Raw genomic sequence first — 23,407 nt, forward strand, 5'->3', positions numbered from 1 at the left:
TAACTTTTTTCGAATTAATCAGTAGATCCGGATATTACAGTCCCTTACCAAACGGTAAGATACATCAGTGATAGAAACAGTTATCTACTTTTTGATAAAAAGTTCACTTTTACCTTTTCAAATTCACGAGATATGACTTAGTATAAGAGTAATTTAAACTAGTAATTTCTGTGCTTTGTACTTTAATTACCCATTATCTCATTTTTTGGAGAAGATATATGTCACTAATGTCCGTTGATGAAGTTGCTGAATTTTTAGGTGTGAAAGACGTTCGAGTTAACCGTTTAGAACGCGAACATTTGTTAAATGCAGCTGATAAAGATCCTGATGGAAAACCGTTGTTTGATAAAGCTGACGTTGAAAAATATAAAGAAATCGCATTACGTTTAGGCGGTCTTTAATTTTTAACTAATCTAGTTAAAAATTGCATATACCTGTTTGTTTGTTGGTTATTTTTTTTAGCCCAAGATAAGCAGGTTATTGCATAAATCACAGCCCAGCTCTTTGCTACATCAATAAAGTTATCCTCCTGTAACCCCTTTTGTTTTAAATAAACGTCACACAGATTATTAAATTCATCTGAATTCAGTTCAAACTCAACCGCGATAGTTGCTAAATCCCATCTACAGTCTCTCACGTTGGCATATTCCCAATCAACAATACCAATACTTGTTTCTGTGACTAAAATATTCCCCATAGACAAATCACCATGTATAAATCCTATTATTGAGATGTTGTCAGCTATATTTATTTTCGCCTGATTAAACAGCTCTAAATAACAGCCCTCTACATCATCGCTACTAATGGGTAATTCATAATCTAACGAATACACGATAATGCTAGGTAATTTAGTAACCTCTACCAGCTGATGAAGGTACACCAATATTTTACACACCAAAGGAAAACGAGATATCAAACTTGATTTGGTCAATTGAGTGCCATCTAGTTTGCTGGTGATAAGCAAGTCTGATCTTGAGGTTAATGCATCTGGTTTGGGTAATTGAAGCTCAGTCGGGCGCTGTTTTGATATTGAGGTTTTACTTACAGATGGGTTAGAGTCTAGTTGAAGTTCTTCCAACCAAGACAATATCGAATACTCTATCTTCTGAATATGCTCTGGAACTTGTTTGATAAACTTTTGCTGGTTTTGATAAACAAGAAAAGCCGAAGGGTGTCGGCCTAACTCGATTACGGTATAGGATAAATAGTCAGCATGAGAGCTTGGTAAATTATGCAGCCAAAAATCGTCAGCTAACGCATTATTTTTCATTTTATTAATCTACGTCTCTTGCTTCGTCGACAATTGCTTAGTCGGTAACTGATTTTGCCAGATTTTAAAACCCTGCCATGCGAGTCCACTATACAAAACGTAAAGTATAGCTGTGGGGTAATAGTTCATCTCCACGTATAAAAATATAGACGCAAGATCTATCACTATCCAATATAACCAATTTTCCAGTACTTTCTGAGTCACCATATAAGTTGTCATCACTGCAAATACGGTAGTAAACGCGTCTAAATATGGCATTTTTGCATGCGTATATTCATTCATTACATACCCTAATACAATAAAGGTAACTGTTGCGCTGGCAATCCATATTGCATGTTTTGACAGTGACCAGCTTACGATCGATTTTTGTCCATGCTTACTATTATTGGTTTGATTAAGTTTATTCCATTGCCACCAGCCGTAAATAGCCATTAATAGATAATAAAAACTTAAAACGCTTTCTAGTAATAAAGCGCCCTGCCAAAATAAAATGGTGTAAATCAAGGTTGAAATAAATGCAGCTGGCCAGCACCATAAACTTTCTTTCATCACTAGAATTAGATAAGCCAAACTGAAAAATACCCCAACATATTCCCATGCCGACATTGCCTGAAAGCCAGTTAATACTTGGTCAATCATATTAACCTGCGTACTTTTCATATAAATTGCCTGGTATAAATTTACAGGCAAAAACGGTTGTTCCGTATTTTTCAAAGCTGTCTTTTAATTCTGTTGATAATGCATTCATAACTACATCGTATTCACCAAATAGCTGAGTACTCATTACATTAGTAATAACAGTAATGTCGTCGTATTTATTAATACGGTCGATAAAATTTTGAATTGCAGCTATAAAATTTACTTCTGCTAGTGGGTATTTGCTGATCTCAACACTTAATTGCATTTTGTTTTCCTTGTTAATGAAAAGTGCATTGATGCTAGTCAATTTTCACCAATGCACTTATAAATTTGAATATAAATTTTTAATATTCGCAGCTATTTAGAATACGTAATCTATTTTTATACCAATAACACTTGGCTCACCAAATTGTTCCCAATTTTTTGGAGTGTATTCGTCTCTTGGGTCGTTACCAAAGTAAAAACCACGAACTCCGTATTCTTCATCTGTGATATTACGAGCCCATAACGTTACATCAAGCATGTCACCTTTATAACTAAGGCTCGCATTGGTTAAGACTACAGAGTCAGATTTTTCATCATGGCTGTATGAATAGAAAAATTCATCTTTACCAGATAGGTTAAGGTTAGCGGTAATACGGTCTGTTATTTGCCAATCAGTACCTAGATTAAATTGGTATTTAGGTGCATGAGCTTGTTCACGACCATCTAAACTTAGGCGATATTCGTTATCATTTTCATCTTCTTCTAAACGATAAAAATCATTAACTTCTGTTTCTAGTATCGAAAACGCAGCGTAAATTCGAACCGCATCAACTAATTGATAACTCACATTGGTTTCGACACCAGAGTTGCTTCCGCTTGGCGCATTTGAAATATAGCCAATAAATGTTGGAGACTCACCACCGGCGATTACTTCGTCTTCGTTTGTTATCCACTGCTTGATTTGCATGTTAGTACGGGTTGAATAGAATAAACTAGCTTCTGCACTTAACTTATTGTCCGCACTATTGAAGCGCAAACCTAACTCTACGTTATCAAGCGTCTCAGACTCAAAACTTGAATTATCAAGCAGTTCTTGCTGTAAATCGATGTCAGCTTCACTACTAACATTGGCAAGCGCTTCACCATTAATACCACCCGCTTTAAAACCACGGCTGATACGGAAATATGCCATAAATTCATCGTTATATTGTTTATTTGCCGAGAAGTGGCCACCAATCATGGTTTCGTCTGTATCGCTGTTGGTCGCATTTGAATCTGTGTAGTCACCTGTGTATTGCTCAACACGCAAACCCACTGACACTTCTATATTTTCAGCTAATGCATGACGCTTCTCACCGTAGACTGCCGTGTTTACAACATCATATTTACTTGAAAAATCTGCAGCGGCGTATGTGTATTCACGCAATAAATCAGTAGATAAAGACTGGTTATATAGCCCAACAACCCAATCTTTATCTTTACTTGTTGCAGAAAAATCTACTTGATTTGCAGCACGATCTCTAAAGTAATGATCGGTAGAGCTGTATTCCCAACCCGGAGCTATACCAACGTATGACCAATCTTCGTCATAACCATAAGCTAAATCAGAGCTGGATGTACTTAAGAATAATTGCAGATCTACCGCATTTAAACCTAGGTATTTTTGCGTTAAACCAAATGCGGTGGTGTCTTGGCGATCAAAGCCAGGCTCATCCGACAGTGTTGTTCTGTCTAAATTTAATGAGAACGCATCATAACCATTATCGATATCAAACTTGTGTAATACCGCAGATATTGAATATTCGTCAGTTACCTGAGCATCAACTGCCGCTCGAATAGCTAATTCATCAAAACCATTCGTGTCTTTGCGATCTAAATAGGTATTTTCTATGTAACCGTCGCCTTGCAACTTGCTTGCAGAAACTCGGAATTCAACGTCCTCGTTAATGTCGCCACCAAATGCAGCAGCCACTTGCTGTAATCCATAATTACCAAGTTCTAAGCGAAGTTTACTTTCTTGATCAGAGCCTGTTTCAGTACTATTTAAGTTAATGAAACCAGCCATTGCATTAGCGCCAACACTCGTGCCTTGTGGGCCTTTAAACACTTCAACCTGGTCAATATCGAACAAGGTCGCGGCATTTCCAATACCTGTGTAATCAATGCCATCAATCGCTACGCCAACTGATGGATTTACTGGATCAACAAACTGGCTGCGTTCACCAATACCACGAATTTGGAAAAAACGAGCACGTGAGCTGCCAGATGCAACATTCACGTTGCCAACTTGTTGCAGTACATCTTGAATATGTGCAGCACCTGTTTTTTCTAGCGCTTCTTTACTGATAACATCAATTGAGTTAGCTGCATTTTGCGCGGTAGTTGGTAATAACTCACCTTTAACGATAATGGTTTCTATTTCTTTATTTTGAGTCTCATCTGCAATGACAGGCATTGACAATGCAAGGCCAATAGCAATGAAAGATGGTATGTATATTCCAGTTCTGGTTTTCATTTGGTTCTCTTGTTTGTTCTAATTTGAAAGACAAAAGAGCCGGTCGTAAGCGAGGATAAATTGATGTGTGTAATAATGCATAAGCAAATCGATATTGGTTATGCCACCATCCCTACGCCGGTACAAGCCGGATCAGGTTCTAAGGATTTGCTAATGCATCTCAGTCCTTACTCGTCATTGAGTAGGAACACTCCTTGGTATTCGCTGCAAGTGTAAATTTCTAATCGGTAAATTGCTAGGATTATTTGTATGCTGCACGTCTCATTGCGATATGGGGAATGCCATCTTCTAAATACATGTCTGAGATTTGCTCAAAGCCTAACGAATTATAAAATTTTGCTAAATGCTCTTGTGCTGAAATATGACATGTATTTTCAGGCCACAGTCTATCCGTTTGTGTGATAGCTTGCTGCATCAATTCATACCCTAAGTTTTGCCCTCTAAATTGCTGAGACACAATCACCCGGCCAATTGCAGATTCTTCTTTATAGACAACTCCAGGAGCTAGTACACGGCAATAGCTAGTGATTTTACCTTCTTGATAATTAAATATATGTAGCGTTTTGGGCTCTCGGTCTATTTCGTCCAAATCTGGGTAATAACACTCTTGCTCAACCACAAATACATCAATTCTTAATTTAAGTAAGTCATAAAGTTCATTAGTAGTCAGTTGAGAGAATGATTTAACCTGCCAGTCTAAAATTTTTGTCATATTGAAAATTTGTTAATTATTTATAACAACAATTTAACGCGACTGAACGCAAATTACCAACGTATAACTTGGCTTTAATCAGCTCACGCTGTATTCTACACACTTAATTCAACTACTATATTTGTGCCTGTATTATGTTTTTACGAATTGTTTATAGTTTTATTACCGTTTGTCTTTTTGTCTCACCCTTAGTTAATGCAGATCCAATACCCAAAGAATTAGAATGGTCCGACTTAGTACCTAAAGGCTTTGATGCTGGAACCCCAGATATTGCCCATATTGGCCAAGCTATGGCTGGTCCTCAAACGATCAACGCCCCTGTTGTAAAAGAATTAGACGGGCAACTTATTAAAATACCTGGTTTTGTTGTTCCTCTCGAAGGAGATGACAATAAGGTAACCGAGTTTCTACTGGTTCCATATTTTGGTGCTTGTGTTCATGTTCCACCACCACCATCTAATCAATTGATCTATGTAACCTTACCTGACGGTGCTCCAGCAGAAGCTATGTACGACCCAATTTGGGTAACTGGTAAGTTAAGTACCAAAGAGTGGAAAGGCGAATTAGCCCAAGTTGGTTACACTATGGAAGGGATAAGTGTTTCTGCTTACGACGATTTTTAATTCGTTAAATTAGAGCTAGATCAACACTTACTCCTGTAAATTAGATTAAAATAATATACAGAATCGTATTAACTCACTTTATTAATTGAGTTGTATTTAATTTTAAAGAATCTGGAAAATCCCATGAGTGATAAAATAGACATTAAAAATATTCCTAGTGACGTCAAAGTCTACAAACCAGACCCGAATCAAACGCCACAGTATAATATTCGCAGCCGAATTTACGTCCGAGCAGTAAAAGGTTTACACCAAATGCTTAGGAAACAAATTGGCGTCATATCGCTTGCTGTCTTCGCCTTATTGCCTTGGTTAAAATACGATGGAAAACAAGCCATCTTATTTGATATCGCCAATCAAGAATTTAATATTTTTGGCTTAACCTTATGGCCTCAAGATCTTACTTTATTTGCTACTTTATTGATTATCTCTGCTTACTTATTGTTTTTTGTTACTACCTTTTATGGTCGCGTTTGGTGCGGTTATATGTGCCCACAAACTGTGTGGACCTTTATGTTTATTTGGTTTGAAGAGAAAATTGAAGGCACAGCGAATAAACGCAAGCGATTAGATTCATTACCACTGAGCTTCGAAAAAGTATGGAAGAAAGGTCTAAAGCATACCTCCTGGTTTATTGTTTCATTACTCACCGCCTTGAGTTTTGTCGGATACTTTGTGCCTATTGATGAGCTGTTTGTAAACTTTTTCACATTTGAAAGCTCTGGTGCCGTTGTTGGTTGGACTTTATTTTTTGCTGGTTGTACTTATGCAAATGCCGGTTGGATGCGCGAAGTTATGTGTTTACATATTTGTCCTTACGCTCGATTCCAATCGTCTATGTTCGACAAAGATACTTTCACTGTAACTTACGATGCAGAACGCGGTGAAAATCGTGGCCCTCGATCTAGAAAAGTAGAACCTAAAGAAGTTGGTTTAGGTGACTGTGTCGACTGCAACTTATGTGTATTAGTTTGCCCAACAGGCATAGATATTCGTAATGGCTTACAATACGAATGCATAAACTGTGGTGCCTGTATTGATGCATGTAACGAAACCATGGATAAAATGAATTATGACAGAGGGTTAATATCTTATACCACCGAACATAGCTTAGAAGGCAAAAAGACTCACGTTATTAGACCAAAACTATTTGGTTACCTTGCGGTTATTCTTATTATGACGGTTGCCTTTATATGGCAAATAACCTCTCGTTTACCGCTTGAGTTAAATATAGACAGAGACCGTACGGCATTGTTTAGAGAAAACAGTGAAGGCTTAATTGAAAATACATATACCTTATTGATTTTAAATAAAAGTCAGCATGACAACACTTACGTTGTTAACGTCGAAGGGCTTGATAACTTTGAGTACTTTGGTGAAAAAGAAGTAAATATATCAGCAGGTGAAGCATTCACTCTACCTATTAGTTTAGCGGTTGACCCTTATGATTTAGAAAAGGCAGTCACTAACATCACCATAACCGTTACATCTAAAGATGGTGACGTTAAAGTATATGAAGAATCGCGCTTCTTCAAAGGAAGATAATGAGCAATTTTGACTTCTCGAACCTTGGTCCAGATCTGATCTTAGATGCGATTGAATCAATTGGTATCTACCCAGAATCTGGACTGTTAGCATTAAATAGTTACGAGAATCGTGTTTATCAATTTAAAGCAGATGACAACTTACGTTATGTAGTTAAATTCTATCGTCCAAATAGATGGACCGATGAACAAATATTAGAAGAACATACTTATAGTTACGACTTATTAGAGCATGACGTACCATTAGTTGTGCCTATTACTATAAACGGTAAAACACTATTTGAATTTAACGGATACCGATTCTGCTTATACAAAAGTGTCGGCGGTCGTATGTTTGAGTTGGATAATTTAGACCAACTTGAATGGTTAGGTAGACTGTTAGGTAAATTACATAAAGCCAGTTCGAGTAGTTTGTTTACCTCTAGAGCAACTATAAATATAGAACAAGAGTTACTTGAATCTACAGAGGTTATTAAACAAGTAAACTTCATTCCCTCTTATTTACAGAATACCTTTTTTAGCGACCTCGCTTTATTAACAGAGCGCACGTTGAAACACGCAAATACGAATTATCAAACAATAAAATTACATGGTGATTGTCATGCCGGTAATATTTTATGGCAATCACATGATGCAAAAAGCGATGCTATTTTGGTGGATTTTGATGATTGTATTAATGGTCCAGCAATTCAAGATATTTGGATGATGCTAAATGGCGATCGCCAAGAAAAGTTAATGCAGCTTGACGTAATGATCAATGCCTATGAAGAGTTTCATAAATTTAATCATGCTGAGTTCTCTTTAATTGAACCATTACGAGCAAGACGCATGGTTAATTACATGGCATGGATTTCTAAACGTTGGTCAGATCCGGCATTCCCACGTAATTTTTCTTGGTTTGCTACTGATAAATACTGGGAGCAACAGATATTAGCGATGAAAGAACAGATTGCCGCGTTAAACGAACCAACATTAACCCTATTTCCATAGTCTAATGAATGGAATAACCCATAACTTATCTGTGGTTGTAATGTGACATTACAAAGGCAATAATTAGAGGGTGTTCAAAATTAAAATATGACGTGAGTCTTTTCAAATAGGAATTATATTAAATGAAAAAGTTAATTACATTGGTCATGGCTGTATTCATGGCGGCCTCAGTTTCAGCGGTAGAGCTGAAAGAAGGCGTACACTATGAAGTGATCAGTACAACGGCAACGGCTACACCTGAAGTAAAAGAGTTTTTCTCATACTATTGCCCACACTGTCACAATTTTGAACCTCTTGCTGATAACCTAAAAAAAGCAGCCGAAACGGATAACTTTAAGTTTGTAAAAAGCCACGTTGATTTTTTACGAGCGGCAGGTCCAGATATTCAATTAATGCTAACTAAAGCATTAGTAACATCAGAGCTTTTAAATGTGCCTCAAGTATCGAAAGCAATTTTTGAATATATCCATGTTCAACGCGGTGTTTTCACTAAAGAAAAAGATATCCGTAATATCTTCTTAATTCATAATGTTGATGGTGAAAAATTTGATAAAGCATTTAACAGCTTCGCAGTGAAAGCGGCGGCTAGTAAAATGAAAAAAGAGCAAGACTCGCTTTCGCGTCGTAAAGTTCTTACTGGTGTGCCAACCTTTATTGTTAATGGTAAATATAAGATCCTAAACAGTGGCTTTAAAGTAAAAACATATAGCGAATTATTTGCTCAACTTGAAGATGCTGCTGTTCAATTAACTAAGAAAAACTAACGATTGTTAGACTTACTTAAACGTACCTTAAAATCTCCTTCAACTGCTTTACCAAAAGCAGTTAATGGAGATTTTGAGCTTTATCTTCCCGCAGAAAATACCACACTAAAATATCAGCTAAAATTGAGTAAACGTCGACGCTCGTTGAGTGTTGAAATCAAGCATAATGCAGTTTTAGTCAAAGCCCCCTATTGGACCGAGCTTGCATATATTGAAGCGTTTTTAATAAAAAAACAAAGTTGGATTGTAGAAAAACAAACTCAACAAACGTTGCGTCCTCAAAACCAAAACGACTATCAATCTGGTTCCAAAGTTTTATTACTTGGCCAATGGATAACGTTAATTATTGTTACCGGCTCCCGCTTTAATATTAAACTCGATAGTATCGAAAAACAGTTAGTTATTACCCAACCTAAAAATATTAAAAATCCACCGCAATATATACGAAACAAATTAATTCTGTTTTATAACCAACAAGCACAAGAATACATCACGCCTAGATTTCAAAAATTGCAAACACAGATGCAGTTAACGGCAAAAGAGTTACAGTTTAAATTATATAAACGTCGCTGGGGTTGCTGTTATGCATCAGGATTGATCAGAATAAATCCGATGATAATGGGAGCTCCTGATTGGGTAATAGATTGTGTATTGATCCATGAACTGAGCCATTTAACCCATATGAACCATTCAGCTAAATTTTGGCAGCTGAATAAGGATTTTTGTCCACATTGTAACTCAAGTAAAAAGTGGCTGTTTGAACATAGCCATGCTTTATCAATGCATTAATTCGTTAACTCTAACGTTCAACAGATTAATTGTTTTGAGATCATTAGATATTTTATTTTTAGGATAATGTTTAAAAGGATATAAATTGGGGGTTAGGCTACAGCACTAAAACCTTGCTGGTGAGGTGTTGATGCATTTGCGTATCGGTTTGAAATGACTTGCGCAGTTTTACTTTGAAATACTTGTGAATTAATTTCTTGCTCAGCATCTTTTGCTAACGGCATTGTATTAGGGAGTTCTACATCACTAACATTATTAGCTGATGCTTTTGCTAAGAATTCACCTGAGTTATTATCCGATTCTGTTTTTACATCACCAGTTTCAGTATTGTCCCCATTAACACCTTCAACGTTATTGGTATCAGATTTTGATTCAGCGGTTTCAGCATTTTGCTTAACGGACTCTACTTTTGCTTCTGCTATATTACTGGCCGCTTGCGCTGCCACTTTACGATCTTGTGAAGAAGGTTCTGCTGGTGCTAATGCCGCAGCCTGCACGGTTTGCATTTTACGAATTGTCGCTTCAGGCGTTGCTTCTTTTGATACATCAATTGAAACTTCGCCACCTACCGCATATTTTTTACCATTAGGCCCAGTTTCATATTCATAATTAGGTGTACCTGCATGGGTACCACCTACTGCAGCATGAGCTTGTTCATGTGCTTTAACTTCAATATCTCTTTGTTCAAGTTCTTGTATTTGTTGAAGCTCAACTTGCTCTTGTTCTTTTTCTTGGTTTTCTTGCTGTTTAGCTTGGCTATCTTCAGAAGACTCCGACGGTTTTGACTCACCATCAGCTGCATCTGTTTGATTAGCTTGTTCTGAATTTGTATCAGAAGAATTACTTTCTTGATCTGAGGTTTGGTCGCCTTCTTGCTGATCATCACTTTCTGGAATAATTTCAGCGTCTGAACGTTTTAATTGAATATCTTCGTAGGTTGACGATGTTGGTTGATTTACCGGAGAACGAACATCTTGTTCTCTAGATTTTTGTGGAACGATAGCCTCAGCTTGCACTGTTGGTGGCACTACCTCTCTTACCGCATTAGCTTTTGCTAATGACTCCACTGCAGGCATTGCTGAATTAGCAACAACCTGCGGGATATGAGGAGGTATGTTCATCGACATGGTAAATTAAACCGTTGTATCTATTAACGTACCGATCATTTCATCGGCAGTTTTAATTGTTTTAGTGTTTGCTGTTGCTAAATGTTCATTAACAACTAACTTAACAGCGGCTTCAGATAAATCCGCCTGTGGGCGAGCTTCAACAGCATCTAGGTTTTCTTTATTATCCGCTTTTACATCCTGAACTTTTTGTTGTTCAGTGTTTAATCTATTGATTTGTACTGCGGCCTCATCGACACCTTGCTCGGCTTTTTTTATTCCAGTTAAACCAGAATTGAATGCTGATGGCATTTGATCAATTTGCATATAATAATCCTAACCTTATCCACTACTACTAACGTACAATTATTAACCAATATGACTTATATATAAAGCCTTAATTCAATTAATTTCAATATTTACAGCCTATCCCTTGTTATTCCTCAATATTTTTAATTAACCAAGCATTAAATTTAGCGGTATCTGAGATAAAAGGCGCATGTGAAGACTTGTCGAAACAGCTTGTTTGTATATTTGGATTAATTTTCTTCACTTCTTGCTCAACAGCTATAGGCACTAACGAATCTAATTTTCCAAACAAAGCGAACACTGGACAAGTCAATTGCGACAACTGTTCTGTTAAGTCCACATCTTGTAATATTCTTAGCCCTTCTTGCAGCGCAATTTGTGATGGTAACTCAACATTCAAAACTACATTTTTTAAGGCTGTGATATCTTTACGAGCCGACTCACTGCCCATAGCTTGAATCGCTAAAAATCGTTCTACCGTTTTTACATGATCTTTACTAAGTTGGTTCAAAAACAGAGTTAACACATCAGACTTAATTCCAGGCCAAGTATCACTCTTCATAAATTTAGGGCTACTAGCAATGAGGCCAAATTTAATTACTTTCTCTGGAAAGCAAAACGCTAAATTTTGCGCTAACAAGCCACCTAAAGACCAACCAATAACAATACTAGGTTTATCAACTTCACTAGCTAGCCAACTAGTTAATGCAGCTAAATTATAATCCTCTAACTCAAGTCGGTTATCACCATAACCGGGTAAATCTAAGCAACGTATCCTAGCTTGAATATTCTGAGGTAATAACTTAATAACCTCACTCCAGATGGTTTTATTCATTCCCCAACCATGCAATAAAATAATTGGTGTTTTTTCAGAGCTTAAATTATAACTAACATCGGTACGCATATTCTTACTCTCCTAAATTCACATAATAAGATAAGTGAATGTATGCATTCTACGATGCTTGCTTTATTGCTTCAAAAAATAAGGATGTTTTTTGCAATTTATTAAACAATTTTTTCATAACGACTGTTTGTTATGTGACAGCCGCACACAAAATAATACAGAATTACTTTGTGATTTATGTAGGTCAGATCTCGACTTATATCCATTAGGCACAGACTTACTCTATTCATATACCAGTATCAGCTCTCATATAATACATAATGCTATAACAGGTATTGCGGTAGTCAGTAATTATCAATGGCCATTTGAACAGTGGATACCCCAAATGAAATTTCACAATCATATTAATAGTGCAAAGTTAATGGGCCAAATGTTAAATGAGCACTTAGCAAATAGCTTATGGCCTACAATCGATCTCATAATGCCAATGCCAATACACAGTCAGAGGTTGCTACAAAGAGGTTACAACCAAGCGGAATTACTGTGTAAGTTTATTGATCACTCGGCACATTCAAAATTATCCCATGCCTTAACAAGAACAAAATACACCCAACCACAAACTGAGTTAAATAAGATTGAGCGTAAGCAAAATATGAAACAAGCGTTTGCTTGTGAGGATACAGTAAAAGGCAAAACGGTATTATTAGTGGATGATGTTATCACTACAGGTCATACAGCTAATGCCGCAGCGCAAGAATTACTAAATTCAGGCGCAACAGCTGTATATTTAGCAGCTGTTGCAATCCGAAAGTATAATTAATGAGATTGGTAGAATTACTTGGCCTCTACTGCATCACCTAAAAACAGAGCATTAAATAATAATCTATTAGTACCATACATAATTGAGCGGAAGTTTGGATTGTCAGTCATTCCAATAACCACACCTTTACCATATTTATGTGTCACTAATCCCGTAGCCTCTGAGATTTTAACCACATTAGTATTATCAGCATAACCAGCTAAAAGTGGTTTTTGAGTATACTTAGCTACATTTGAAAATGCTTTAGTGCCATCCATTAACAAGTCAGTACGGTTTTTAAATACAGGTAATAGAGGTTTATTAAAACCAAAAGCTAAGGGATGAGATAAGTCTAACTCCATATTAAAAAATGCACCGGCAATACGTTGCTTACCTGCAATTGACTCCATATCAGAGTAATTTAACTCTGTCTTATCGAATCTCATGTTCATTTCTTGTTGTGAGAACGTAGCAGTTTGCAGCACATCATTATTCGCTAACCATAATGCAGCACGCTTTTGTGACCATAATACGCCACCGTTTTGCGTCCAAATTTTTAACTTTAATAATAAATTATCATCGCCTTTGTTATAATTCCCATCTGTCATAATGATATGTGTATATTTATCTAAGTTAGTACTCGCCAACCAGCGTTTTTCTATAATAGTTGGTGAGAAACCCAATTGCTTGTCGAGTAAGTACCAAGTTTCACCCACTTCATACGAGTTAGTTCCAAAACCACCAACCATAAGTACATTAGGTTTATTAACTACCATCATGTTACGGCTACCTAAGTCTATACCACTGGTAGTTAATCCACTGGATATAGATGAAACCGGAACATTAAACTCATTTACTATACGCTTAAACTCAGCTAACCAATCACCACTTTGTAGGCCTGCATTAATTAGCATAGTTCCAGCTTTAAATTCTTTTTTTCCTTTTGGTGTAATGGCTGTGAAAGACTTGAGTGAAGCTCTTACTTTAAAATCAGCGCTTAATAGTGCATAGGTTAATGCTGGCGCTTGGTAGTCTGCCCAATCAATTGCGTAGCTGTAGCTGTCCGTTAAATTAGCCACCTGTTTACTTGGTTTATGCCACTGTTGATCAGCCTTGGTGATAAGTCGTTTAGAATCTACTTTGTCATAGGTTATGTTAAACGCCATCGCTAAATTCCAACTAGACACATCGTAAAAGGTATTATCGTTGAAGCTTTTTCTATCGGAAAATATAGACTGAATCAGTCGCATTTGAGGTTGTGCTAACGGTACATAAACAGAGTCTTGTTTATTATATTTATGGCCGTTTACTTCTGTATTTTTTGTGATTGGATAAACTTGAATATCGTGCTTTTGTAATAACGTTAGCAGTTTATTAAATCTGGTTTTGTCATATTGTTCCGATAATACATAACCCACATGATCGGCTTTTTTAGCCAAGATTTTATACTCTTGAGCAAACTCGTATTGAAAATCGAGTAAGTCTTTTTTGTTGACTAAGCTGCCCTCTAAAGTAGAAAAAGACGCCATTATCTGATGTTTAATTGTGGTAGGAAAAGCTAACAATCCATTGATTGATTCTTGCAAATGCCCACGGCTAGACGCTTGTTCAAATAAGATCCCAACTGAACCATGCAAATCAGGGTAAGTTGAGCCTTTTCCCGCATAAAAATCATCAAACGCTTCTTCGGTAAAATACAATTGGTTTTGTTTATCAAATGCTTTGGCATGGAACATCGCTAAACGTTTTGTTAGCTCAACATTTTTATTTGGAGTAAATGGATTTTTCCTAGAACTAATCCCAGGTTGAAAGAAAAAGGTGCTATTGGTGCCCATTTCGTGATGATCAGTTAATACGTTTGGTCGCCATAAATGATATTGCTCAATTCGCGCTTGTGACTCTGGATGTTGCAGCAGTAACCAATCTCTATTTAAGTCAAACCAATAATGATTAACACGACCTCTAATCCAATCTTGAACATGCTCACGGTTATTTGGGTCGGCATTTAAGTTTTGTCCTTTATGTTGGTTCGCCCATTGTGCAAAGCGGCTTAGCCCGTCTGGATTTAAACTAGGGTCTAGTAAAATAACCATATTATCTAGATAACTTAATACTTCTGGATTATTCGACGCGGCTAAATAATAAGCCACTAATAATGAAGCGTTACTACCTGATGCTTCATCGCCATGAACGCTATAATTTAAATTTACAATTAAAGGTGATTTTTTTGCGCTTGGTTTTCTCGACTTAGAGAGTCGAGCGATATGTTGCTGCTGAATAACATCCAGTTTTTTCTGCTGTTCAGCTGATGTAATAATGACTTGAAGTAGTTCTCTTTGCTCATGAGACTTACCAATTACCTTAATTGAAACTCTATCAGAGCTTTTAGCTAACGTTTTAAAATATAGAACCAACTGATCGTGTCTAACATGCCAATCACCCACTTGATAACCTAATACAGATTCTGGCGTTGGGATATTTGTATCAAACTTTTCGTCTGGTAAATAGAATTTTAAATCAACGGCAAGTGTTGAAAATGAACTAACAATTAATAATATAGTTATTAGATATTTGGATGTTACACGGAACATAGATATGAGCACCTTTTTTAAAGTTAGCTAACCCTACCAACTATCAAAGCTAAATCGCAAATCTATTAACAAATAATTAGCCGATCGACTTGGCTCAAGCGACGAATAAACGTATCATAGCTATACCCTAGTAATTTAGTCAGTTATTTATATGATCACAATTTCAGAATCAGCCCAAGAACACTTTGTAAAACTGTTAGATAACCAAGCTCCTAAAACACGCATTCGTGTTTTCGTTGTAAATCCTGGCACTCGCACCGCGGAATGTGGTGTATCTTATTGCCCAGAAGAGTCGGTAGAAAAAGACGACACTATATTACCATTTAATGGGTTTGAAGCCGTTTTAGATGGCGAAAGTACACCGTTTTTGGAAGATGCAGAAATTGACTTTGTTACTGACCAAATGGGCTCACAATTAACATTGAAAGCACCAAATGCTAAAGCACGTAAAGTATCTGATGATTCACCATTGCGTGAACGTGTTCAGTACTTTATTGAAGCAGAAGTAAATCCTGGTTTAGCGAGTCATGGCGGTAATGTACAAATTGTTGATATTACCGACGACGGCGCAGTTATCCTTCAGTTTGGTGGCGGTTGTAATGGTTGTTCTATGGTTGATGTAACCCTTAAAGAAGGCATTGAAAAACAAATGCTTGTTGAGTTTGAAGGTGAAATCACTAGCGTGAAAGATACTACAGAACACGAAGCTGGCGAACACTCATATTACTAATGTGTGATATGTTAAAGGCAAACTAAAGTTTGCCTTTTTTTATGACTATTCTTTTTTATAACTATTAATGCGGCACAAGTTGATGAATATGGAAAATGACAAACTACAAAACTTCCTTGTGAAACAAGGTTCTAATCCACAAAAAAGTGTTAAACAATTTATCATTGGTTTAGTGTTATTTTTAGCTGGTGTTGCGTTAGTTTATATGGGTATTGGTTTGCCGTCATTTGTCCAAGTACTCGGTCTAACTATTATTTGTATTGCCTTTATTTTTGCCATTAGAGGTTATATTGGTATTGTGTCTAACAGAATTGCGTTTTATCGTCATCAAGCAAAAGTAAATAAAGAACGCTTTAAAAACATCAAATAAAATTTTTCTTTTGCACCATATACAACTGCGACAAACCACGCGCCAACATAAAACTACAAAATGCTAACCAAAGACCATGATTACCTAGCTCTGTTGTTAAATAAAACACCACGAAAAAAGTTATGGCCGCAATCAACATACTTTTAAACATTTTATAGCTATACGCTAAGCCAACAAAAACACCATCCAAAATAAAGCTCATAAAACTTACAAGCGGTAGCATAATAATCCAAATATAATAACTTTCTAATGCTTGTTGTAAGCTTGGAATATTTGTTAACAAATAAACAATATACCCACCCAATAACCAATAAATTAAACAATACATAACTGCGCCAAATGTAGCTAACCGCAATCCCGTTCTAATAAATAAAGTAACTTTACGTTTTTGTTTTTTCCCATAAAGTTGACCAATTAGTGACTCCAAAGCAAATGCAATACCGTCCATAGTAAAAGAGATAAACATGAAAAATTGCATCACAATAGCATTGGTTGCAACCGCCACTTCACCATAACGAGTGGCGTAAATAGTGATAAAAGACAAACATAACTGCAACAACATAGAACGCATAAACAACAAGCCATTGAGTGAGAGTAGCTGCTTACTGCCAAGCACTATGCTTAAGTTAAAACGTAAGTAAGATGATATTTGTGGATAAACATGACAAAACAGAAATATAAACAAGATACATTCTGCCAACACACTAGCAATAGCAACACCTGCAACATCAAACCCAAGAACTGGCACTAAAACAATATCAGCAATTAAATTCACCGAGTTACAAACTAATAATGCATACAAAACCGTCTTTGTCTGTCCTTTACCAATTAAGTAGCCAGTAAATACAAGGTTGATCAAACTAATTGGCGCTGTCCATATTCGTATTGAAAAGTAGGATGTGGCCGCGTTTATAGAAGCCGTTAAGTCTACATCAGTCGCTAATAAGGAAATAAAATAACTAAACAAACTCGACTGATTAACTAATATTACTACACTTAACAGAAGCGCTATCACCACGCCTTGCAACACAACTATCGCTTCTTGCTGAGTGTCTTTATTGCCAAATGCTTGCGCAACTAATCCGGTAGTAGACATACGCAAAAATCCTAGCAACCAAAACAACACCATTACGACTAAACTACCTAATGTTGTTCCAGCTAAAAATGCAGGTGAAGGTAAATGCCCTATCACCGCCACATCAACAAAACCTAACAAAGGCACGCTAATATTTGCTAGAATCATCGGCCACGCAAGCACCCAGATCTTTCTTGCACTAATAGTATGTAAACTAAATTTTTGAAAAGTAGAAATTATCATTATGAACCAAAGAGTTATCCAGAAAGTATTATTTGTTCTTGTTATTACCGCTAGTATGGTATTTAAAGCGGATGCTGCAACTATTTTAATTTATCATCATGTCAGTGATAAAACCCCGAAATCCACCAGCGTCTCCACTGAACAATTCAAAGAGCATTTAGAATTAATTAATACCTTAAAATTAACCGTTGTTCCGTTAACGACAATCACTGATGCCATTAGAGCAAATACACCTGTAGATAATAACTGGGTTGCCATTACATTTGATGATGGATACCACAGTGTATATGACAATGCTTTGCCTTTGTTAAAACAATATAACTTTCCATTTACCGTATTTGTAAATCCTAAAATGGTTGGACCAAGCAAACTGTATTTAGACTGGGATCAATTAGCAGAGTTGGCTGAACACCAAGGTATTATTGCCAATCATACAATGGCACATGAAAACCTAATACAAGACGGTTTAACTGACAAACAGATGATGGACAACATCAAACAAGCTGACAAGATAATTACAGAAAAATTAAACCAATCACACAAGCTACTTGCTTATCCATATGGTGAATATGATGAGAAAATTAAACAAGACCTAAAGAAGCTAGGTTATGTTGGTTTTGCGCAACACTCAGGCGCGGTTAATGAAACTAGTGATATTTTAGCGTTATCGAGATTTCCAGCAAACGGAATTTACGCTAACCCTAAGACACTTAAAGCTAAGTTAAACAGCTTACCGTTCAATATAAAATCTATTGCTCCTAGCGATACGAAGCCGGGCAGTAGCAAACCATTATTAGAAGTAAGCTTACTAAATAAAGACTTTTACCAAAGCCAGCTAGCGTGCTTTATTAGTGGATCGGATAAGCCACAAAAACCAGAGTGGACGTCAGAGTTAGACTTTAAAATTGCTTCAAAACATGACATTCCTAAAGGGCGAGTTAAATACAACTGCACGGCCCCATCCATCAAACATAGTGGACGTTTTTATTGGATGTCTAAATTATGGATAAATTTGTAACTAAAATTAAGAACTTTACAAACATATATAGATAATTAGCTGCCTAATGGCAGCTAATTGGAGTTTTGTCTATTGAGAAACAGATGGTTCATTTATATTTAATTACTTTTCTCGAACAAAAATTGGCGTGTTAGGGTATTCTATTATGTCTTTCTTAACTTCATTCCAATTTAAATTAGGGTATTTTTTCTGGAGCAAAGCTAAGTCTCTTTCTGATTTATCAGCAATAAGCCAATAACCTGATGACACTAAAGAAGCACCAAAAAGATTTTTACCATTGTATACAGGTTGAATTGCATACTCCCCTATGTAAGTGATCTTTCCAGCTTCAGCGTGAAACCTAATTGAAAAATTGTCGCTATCTTGCCAGTTTGTATGCGTATAGCCATATGATTGAGTTATCTGTGTACCATAAATTTCATAATCCCCAGCCGGAACTATATACGCAAAAATATTACCTGAGTTTTTCTTCTCTTTAAAATCAAAATCGTACTTACCAAAAGGTACGCTTTTATCCATTTTACCTTTTATAAAATTCTTGTATATCATGTCTGCATTAATTGATCTGAATAACAACGACCAGCTATCAAAACTCTGTAAACCGTTAGCTCTTGATAGAGAACCCACAATTAAAGAATAATTATTATCTAACGCATTTGTGTTTATTTTTTTTGGTAATTCCGGTCGGGCTGTACAACCAGCTAACAATATACTTAATCCAATAGTTATTAATGTTATATACTTTTTCATAATAATCCGTTTTAAAAGTTATAAGGATATCCCACTTTAAATTAAAACACCGATTCTTGCTAGACTCTATTTAGCACGATAAATTTGTAACTACTAAGTATTTTAGAAAGCAAATTAATTGGTAGTGATTTGAAATTAAGAGGAAAATTGGTTGATTCTAATTTCTGAAATTAGAGAATAAGCTCTTGAAATTGGAGTGAGCATCACCGCTTGCTTTCTTGTCGACGGTTCCTAACCTTTCTACATTATGAACAAGACAAATTGATTTCATACATTGATAGTTTCTGTCTTTTTCTCCATGTACTTTGTATCTCTGTAGTTATATTTTGTTTAATCTGTGTGTCTAAAATAAACAATAGCAAAGAGCTTGATTAAACCACTCAAGATACTGAAAGCACCTATAAGTGATTTTTACGTCGAGTCCACAGAATAAATGGCAGTGTTATAATGTAGTTTATTAACAAGCCTACTATCACCCCAAACGCAATTCCGTTTAGAGTTAACGGTATGCCAAGCTTGAAGTTGCTAACGGTTTTCTCTAAATTTCCGTACCTTGCAGGATTGAACATATAAATAGCTTTATCTAACAAGTTTCCTTCTTCAAAAACTATCACACCATTTGTTAACTCATCATATAACTCAAGGGTATAAAGTTTTTGTGTAGCATCTGTTCTTACGCTGGCATCATCATTTTCTAAGTGATGATTGATCATGGCTCTGAGATCAGGATATTCATGCTGCTTAGCAGTAGCCTCATATCCATCAACTTGCCACTTGGTTGACTCATATAATCCAGATAAAAACTGCTGATAATGATCAGCCAGTTGAGGAACCTGCAGTGCGATAATTAACGCAGTACCAAAAATAATTTTGTCAGCTAATTTTCCAATCAAAGTTGTTCCTCCTAGTTACTTGCTATGTGTTCTTGTCTTGCGCTGTGTAGACCAGATAACTTTCTGACAGCTTGGTTCCTCTTATTTATTTTTAGCAAATTACGTTATCCTTTACCATCGCTTTCTCACGTAACAGTTAGGCTTTCGTAACCCCAAAAAATAAACATTATCTCTTTTTTCATGCCTTGGTGGGCAAGTCACCAACACAGTATATAAATCAAGCTGATGAATAAGTGTTAATCAACCAAGGTGGTAAAGTCTTCGACTAGTATCTTAGATTCTATGGTTGGTACTTGGTTAAGTTCTATTTTTGGCTTAAACATGGCGACTATTTTTCCGTTTGGATTGATAACAGCAACTGAAGCACTGTGATCTACAAAATAGTCTTTTGCGTCGTTATCTGGAATGGAATACATCAGGCCTAAATTTCTAACAAATGGAAACAAGTCTTTGTGCTCTGCGCCCAAACCTAGAATGTCTGAATTAAAATATTCAACATACTTTTTACGCTTGTCAGCACTGTCTCTTTTAGGATCAACCGATACAAACAATACTTGTACTGGCTCCGCTGCTAGTTTATTCAACTCTGGTAATACGCTGCTTAATTTAGCCATAGTCATAGGGCAAATGTCTGGACAAGATAAATAACCTAAAAAGACTAAGTTCCATTTACCGGCAATTGCTTGGTTATCTACCAGCTGTTCGTTTTGATCGTAAAGTTTAAATGGCTGAATTTCTCTGGGCTGTTGATAAACTAATGTGGTTTCAGAATATTGCTTCTGCTCATTTAATTGGTAAAAATATTGGCCAACAAATAACGCAATCGCTGCAGCTAGCAATAAGCCGAGTTTTTCTTGAAGTTTCATTTAATAACCTAAAATTTAAAAAAGTGATCAACCAGCAGAGCAACAAACAGCCATAACAAATGCTTAATGGAAAATTGAAACGTCTCCATTGCTAATGCTTTGTCTTCGCTAGTTTTTAGTAACCATGCATATCGTAAGAACATTAAGTTTAACACTAAAGACGACGCTAAATAAATAAGTCCTGTCATGCCAACCAAATAAGGTAAAAGGCACACTAACAACAGTAATACTGTGTATAACACTATCGTCATTTTGGTAAACTCAGAACCATGTGTAACTGGCAACATTGGTATATTCACCCTTGCATAATCCTCTTTCCGATGAATTGCCAAAGCCCAAAAGTGTGGTGGGGTCCAAGTGAAAATAATCATCACTAAAAAATATGCATGAGGATGTAACTCACCAGTTATTGATGTCCACCCCAGTAATGGAGGCATTGCACCGGCTAAACCACCAATAACAATATTTTGCGGTGTTAATCGTTTTAGCACTAATGTATATACAACGGCATAGCCAAATAAACTGCACAAGGTTAACCATGCCGTTAGCGCATTTACTTCTAAATACAGTAAAACAAAACCACTACAGGCTAACAACAGGGCAAATAATATTGCCTGCGTATTATTAATCCGTCCTTTGGCCAAAGGCCGATTATACGTTCGCGCCATTTTTGCATCTATCTTTTGATCGACAATATGATTAAGTGCTGCCGCAGCAGCAGAAAGTAAACCAATCCCCATGGAAGCGACGGCCATTAACCATAAGCTAGGTAAACTTTCTTGTGATAACACCATGCCTACTATGGCAGTGATCACTAACATAGCCACGACTTTAGGCTTGGTGATCTCATAGAGATCGGCCAACACTTGTACTAAAGGCTGTATAAACTGTAATTGAAATGATTTAGAAACATTCATAATAAATTACCCTTTTATCTACGTATTAAGGATGCTTGGTGCTGCCCTTGTGACTTTAGATTAAACATAAGAGTCACTAAGCTTGCTAACAAACATAACGCTATAAAATTATGACTTACTGCTATAAATATTGGCAGTTGAAATACCACATTACTTACACCTAATAAAAACTGAGTAGACACCAGAATTGATAACACAATGCCGTGCTTTTTCAATTCAGTGCTTTTTGAACGTATTAAATTAAATGCCAATACCGCAAAAATACACAAAACAACGACGGCACCAAATCTATGTAAAACATGGATAGACATTCGAGCTTCATACGGTAGAACCCCATATTCATAATTATGATGCCCTGTGGGAATAGTTAACGCTTCGCTTATATCAAACTTCTCAGTCCAGCCACTTTCACAAATGGGTAAATCAGTACAAGCCACCGCCGCGTAATTAGATGCAGTCCAACCGCCCAAGGCTATTTGTAAAACCAGTAACAATAAAGCACTTTGAGATAGTCTATATAAGTGGCGACATAAAGAAGATGGTGAATTCATAATATGGCTAGTATTACTTTGTCGGCGCAGCGTTAACAACGAAACAATCAGTAAACAGAAAGTAGTAAAGCCGCCGAGCAAATGCCCCAAAACGACTAACGGCATCAAATTTAACGTAACTGTCCACATACCTAGTAACGCTTGAAAACAAACGGTCAGCAGTAATACAGTAGGGAGTATCATTTTTTGTTTGGTTTTAATGCTTAATAAAAACATAGCTAAAATTATCAAACCTAACGAACCAGCAAAATAACGATGTATCATTTCATTCCATGCTTTAGCATGTTCTACAGGTCTATCAGGAAAAATACCTTCGGCATGAGCGATATCAGCTTCGTGAGTAGGCACCGACATAAAACCATAACACCCTGGCCAATCCGGGCAGCCTAACCCAGCATCTGTTAACCGAGTATAAGCCCCTAAAATAACCACCACCGCAGCAACAAAAATGGCGATTACATTAAGTTTATATAACGTGCGTACCATATAGATGGCTCCTTTTTTCTTATTATTTTGA

At 36.5% G+C, this 23,407-nt stretch carries 25 protein-coding genes and 1 riboswitch; of the genes, 10 read left to right on the forward strand and 15 right to left on the reverse strand.

Going from position 1 to position 23,407, the window contains the following annotated elements:
• The first annotated feature begins 218 nt into the window (after positions 1–218).
• Positions 219–401 (forward strand): helix-turn-helix domain-containing protein, encoded by a 183-nt coding sequence (locus Q0940_RS06715; RefSeq protein ID WP_299265980.1) that lies wholly within the window; start codon positions 219–221, stop codon positions 399–401.
• Here Q0940_RS06715 and Q0940_RS06720 read toward each other — a convergent pair.
• The 5 genes from Q0940_RS06720 to Q0940_RS06740 all read right to left on the reverse strand — a co-directional run bounded on the left by Q0940_RS06720 (position 398) and on the right by Q0940_RS06740 (position 5,121).
• On the reverse strand, positions 398–1,270 hold the full coding sequence (locus Q0940_RS06720; RefSeq protein WP_299265982.1) for a phosphotransferase: 873 nt from the start codon (positions 1,268–1,270) through the stop codon (positions 398–400). The two genes, Q0940_RS06715 and Q0940_RS06720, sit on opposite strands and share 4 nt — an antisense overlap.
• A gap of 9 nt (positions 1,271–1,279) precedes the next feature.
• A complete protein-coding gene (gene pnuC, locus Q0940_RS06725; protein WP_299265985.1) occupies positions 1,280–1,930 on the reverse strand; it encodes a nicotinamide riboside transporter PnuC in 651 nt (216 codons plus the stop codon).
• Positions 1,911–2,174 carry a hypothetical protein gene (locus tag Q0940_RS06730; protein ID WP_299265987.1) on the reverse strand — a complete coding sequence of 88 codons (264 nt, stop codon included), beginning with the start codon at positions 2,172–2,174 and terminating at the stop codon, positions 1,911–1,913. The genes pnuC and Q0940_RS06730 overlap by 20 nt, the downstream gene beginning before the upstream one ends.
• Positions 2,175–2,270: 96 nt before the next feature.
• Positions 2,271–4,409 carry a TonB-dependent receptor gene (locus Q0940_RS06735; protein WP_299265990.1) on the reverse strand — a complete coding sequence of 713 codons (2,139 nt, stop codon included), beginning with the start codon at positions 4,407–4,409 and terminating at the stop codon, positions 2,271–2,273.
• A gap of 92 nt (positions 4,410–4,501) precedes the next feature.
• Positions 4,502–4,614, reverse strand: a riboswitch (TPP riboswitch).
• Between the two features lie 36 nt (positions 4,615–4,650).
• Entirely contained in the window at positions 4,651–5,121 is a 471-nt protein-coding gene (locus Q0940_RS06740) for a GNAT family N-acetyltransferase (RefSeq protein WP_299265993.1), read from the reverse strand.
• A 131-nt stretch (positions 5,122–5,252) separates the two neighbouring features.
• On the opposite strand from Q0940_RS06740, the gene Q0940_RS06745 reads away from it, so the two are divergent.
• From Q0940_RS06745 to Q0940_RS06765, 5 genes are all read left to right on the forward strand, one after another.
• Entirely contained in the window at positions 5,253–5,744 is a 492-nt protein-coding gene (locus Q0940_RS06745) for a DUF3299 domain-containing protein (protein WP_299266118.1), read from the forward strand.
• A gap of 123 nt (positions 5,745–5,867) precedes the next feature.
• Positions 5,868–7,286: a cytochrome c oxidase accessory protein CcoG gene (gene ccoG, locus Q0940_RS06750; protein ID WP_299265996.1), complete on the forward strand. Its 1,419-nt coding sequence runs from the start codon at positions 5,868–5,870 to the stop codon at positions 7,284–7,286.
• Positions 7,286–8,275: a serine/threonine protein kinase gene (locus Q0940_RS06755; RefSeq protein WP_299265999.1), complete on the forward strand. Its 990-nt coding sequence runs from the start codon at positions 7,286–7,288 to the stop codon at positions 8,273–8,275. Before ccoG ends, Q0940_RS06755 begins: the two co-directional genes overlap by 1 nt.
• 122 nt (positions 8,276–8,397) lie before the next feature.
• The gene (locus tag Q0940_RS06760) at positions 8,398–9,039 is read left to right on the forward strand and encodes a thiol:disulfide interchange protein DsbA/DsbL (protein ID WP_299266002.1); all 642 of its coding nucleotides are present in this window, start codon (positions 8,398–8,400) and stop codon (positions 9,037–9,039) included.
• 3 nt (positions 9,040–9,042) lie between these two features.
• On the forward strand, positions 9,043–9,828 hold the full coding sequence (locus Q0940_RS06765; protein ID WP_299266005.1) for a SprT family zinc-dependent metalloprotease: 786 nt from the start codon (positions 9,043–9,045) through the stop codon (positions 9,826–9,828).
• Between the two features lie 92 nt (positions 9,829–9,920).
• Here Q0940_RS06765 and Q0940_RS06770 read toward each other — a convergent pair whose 3' ends face one another.
• The 3 genes from Q0940_RS06770 to bioH form a co-directional block, all read right to left on the reverse strand.
• Positions 9,921–10,955, reverse strand: coding sequence for a putative metalloprotease CJM1_0395 family protein (locus tag Q0940_RS06770; protein ID WP_299266007.1), 1,035 nt, complete (start codon positions 10,953–10,955; stop codon positions 9,921–9,923).
• Between the two features lie 6 nt (positions 10,956–10,961).
• Positions 10,962–11,261 carry a hypothetical protein gene (locus Q0940_RS06775; protein ID WP_299266008.1) on the reverse strand — a complete coding sequence of 100 codons (300 nt, stop codon included), beginning with the start codon at positions 11,259–11,261 and terminating at the stop codon, positions 10,962–10,964.
• A gap of 109 nt (positions 11,262–11,370) precedes the next feature.
• Positions 11,371–12,147, reverse strand: a complete 777-nt coding sequence (gene bioH / locus Q0940_RS06780; protein WP_299266011.1) for a pimeloyl-ACP methyl ester esterase BioH — start codon at positions 12,145–12,147, stop codon at positions 11,371–11,373.
• 91 nt (positions 12,148–12,238) lie between these two features.
• Between bioH and Q0940_RS06785 the strand changes: the two genes are divergently transcribed.
• Positions 12,239–12,907: a phosphoribosyltransferase family protein gene (locus Q0940_RS06785; protein WP_299266014.1), complete on the forward strand. Its 669-nt coding sequence runs from the start codon at positions 12,239–12,241 to the stop codon at positions 12,905–12,907.
• A gap of 14 nt (positions 12,908–12,921) precedes the next feature.
• On the opposite strand, the gene Q0940_RS06790 is transcribed toward Q0940_RS06785, so the two are convergent.
• Positions 12,922–15,477, reverse strand: a complete 2,556-nt coding sequence (locus tag Q0940_RS06790; protein WP_299266018.1) for a M14 metallopeptidase family protein — start codon at positions 15,475–15,477, stop codon at positions 12,922–12,924.
• 151 nt (positions 15,478–15,628) lie between these two features.
• Between Q0940_RS06790 and nfuA the strand changes: the two genes are divergently transcribed.
• Both nfuA and Q0940_RS06800 read left to right on the forward strand, forming a co-directional pair.
• A complete protein-coding gene (gene nfuA, locus Q0940_RS06795; RefSeq protein ID WP_299266021.1) occupies positions 15,629–16,207 on the forward strand; it encodes a Fe-S biogenesis protein NfuA in 579 nt (192 codons plus the stop codon).
• Between the two features lie 88 nt (positions 16,208–16,295).
• Positions 16,296–16,577: a hypothetical protein gene (locus Q0940_RS06800; protein ID WP_299266023.1), complete on the forward strand. Its 282-nt coding sequence runs from the start codon at positions 16,296–16,298 to the stop codon at positions 16,575–16,577.
• On the opposite strand, the gene Q0940_RS06805 is transcribed toward Q0940_RS06800, so the two are convergent.
• The gene (locus Q0940_RS06805) at positions 16,570–17,820 is read right to left on the reverse strand and encodes an MATE family efflux transporter (RefSeq protein ID WP_299266026.1); all 1,251 of its coding nucleotides are present in this window, start codon (positions 17,818–17,820) and stop codon (positions 16,570–16,572) included. The genes Q0940_RS06800 and Q0940_RS06805 overlap by 8 nt on opposite strands.
• Positions 17,821–17,896: 76 nt before the next feature.
• Here Q0940_RS06805 and Q0940_RS06810 point away from each other — a divergent pair, with 76 nt between their 5' ends.
• A complete protein-coding gene (locus tag Q0940_RS06810; RefSeq protein ID WP_299266029.1) occupies positions 17,897–18,913 on the forward strand; it encodes a polysaccharide deacetylase family protein in 1,017 nt (338 codons plus the stop codon).
• Positions 18,914–19,015: 102 nt separating this feature from the next.
• Here the strand turns inward: Q0940_RS06810 and Q0940_RS06815 are convergent, their stop codons facing one another.
• The 5 genes from Q0940_RS06815 to Q0940_RS06835 form a co-directional block, all read right to left on the reverse strand.
• Positions 19,016–19,663, reverse strand: a complete 648-nt coding sequence (locus tag Q0940_RS06815) for a hypothetical protein (RefSeq protein ID WP_299266032.1) — start codon at positions 19,661–19,663, stop codon at positions 19,016–19,018.
• A 398-nt stretch (positions 19,664–20,061) separates the two neighbouring features.
• Positions 20,062–20,556 (reverse strand): DUF2937 family protein, encoded by a 495-nt coding sequence (locus Q0940_RS06820; RefSeq protein ID WP_299266036.1) that lies wholly within the window; start codon positions 20,554–20,556, stop codon positions 20,062–20,064.
• Positions 20,557–20,792: 236 nt separating this feature from the next.
• Positions 20,793–21,422 (reverse strand): SCO family protein, encoded by a 630-nt coding sequence (locus Q0940_RS06825; protein ID WP_299266039.1) that lies wholly within the window; start codon positions 21,420–21,422, stop codon positions 20,793–20,795.
• 8 nt (positions 21,423–21,430) lie between these two features.
• Positions 21,431–22,339 (reverse strand): heme o synthase, encoded by a 909-nt coding sequence (cyoE, locus tag Q0940_RS06830; protein ID WP_299266042.1) that lies wholly within the window; start codon positions 22,337–22,339, stop codon positions 21,431–21,433.
• A 14-nt stretch (positions 22,340–22,353) separates the two neighbouring features.
• The gene (locus Q0940_RS06835) at positions 22,354–23,376 is read right to left on the reverse strand and encodes a COX15/CtaA family protein (RefSeq protein WP_299266045.1); all 1,023 of its coding nucleotides are present in this window, start codon (positions 23,374–23,376) and stop codon (positions 22,354–22,356) included.
• Positions 23,377–23,407 lie beyond the last annotated feature (31 nt).

This window comes from uncultured Psychrosphaera sp., from assembly GCF_947500655.1.
Taxonomy (GTDB): domain Bacteria; phylum Pseudomonadota; class Gammaproteobacteria; order Enterobacterales; family Alteromonadaceae; genus Psychrosphaera.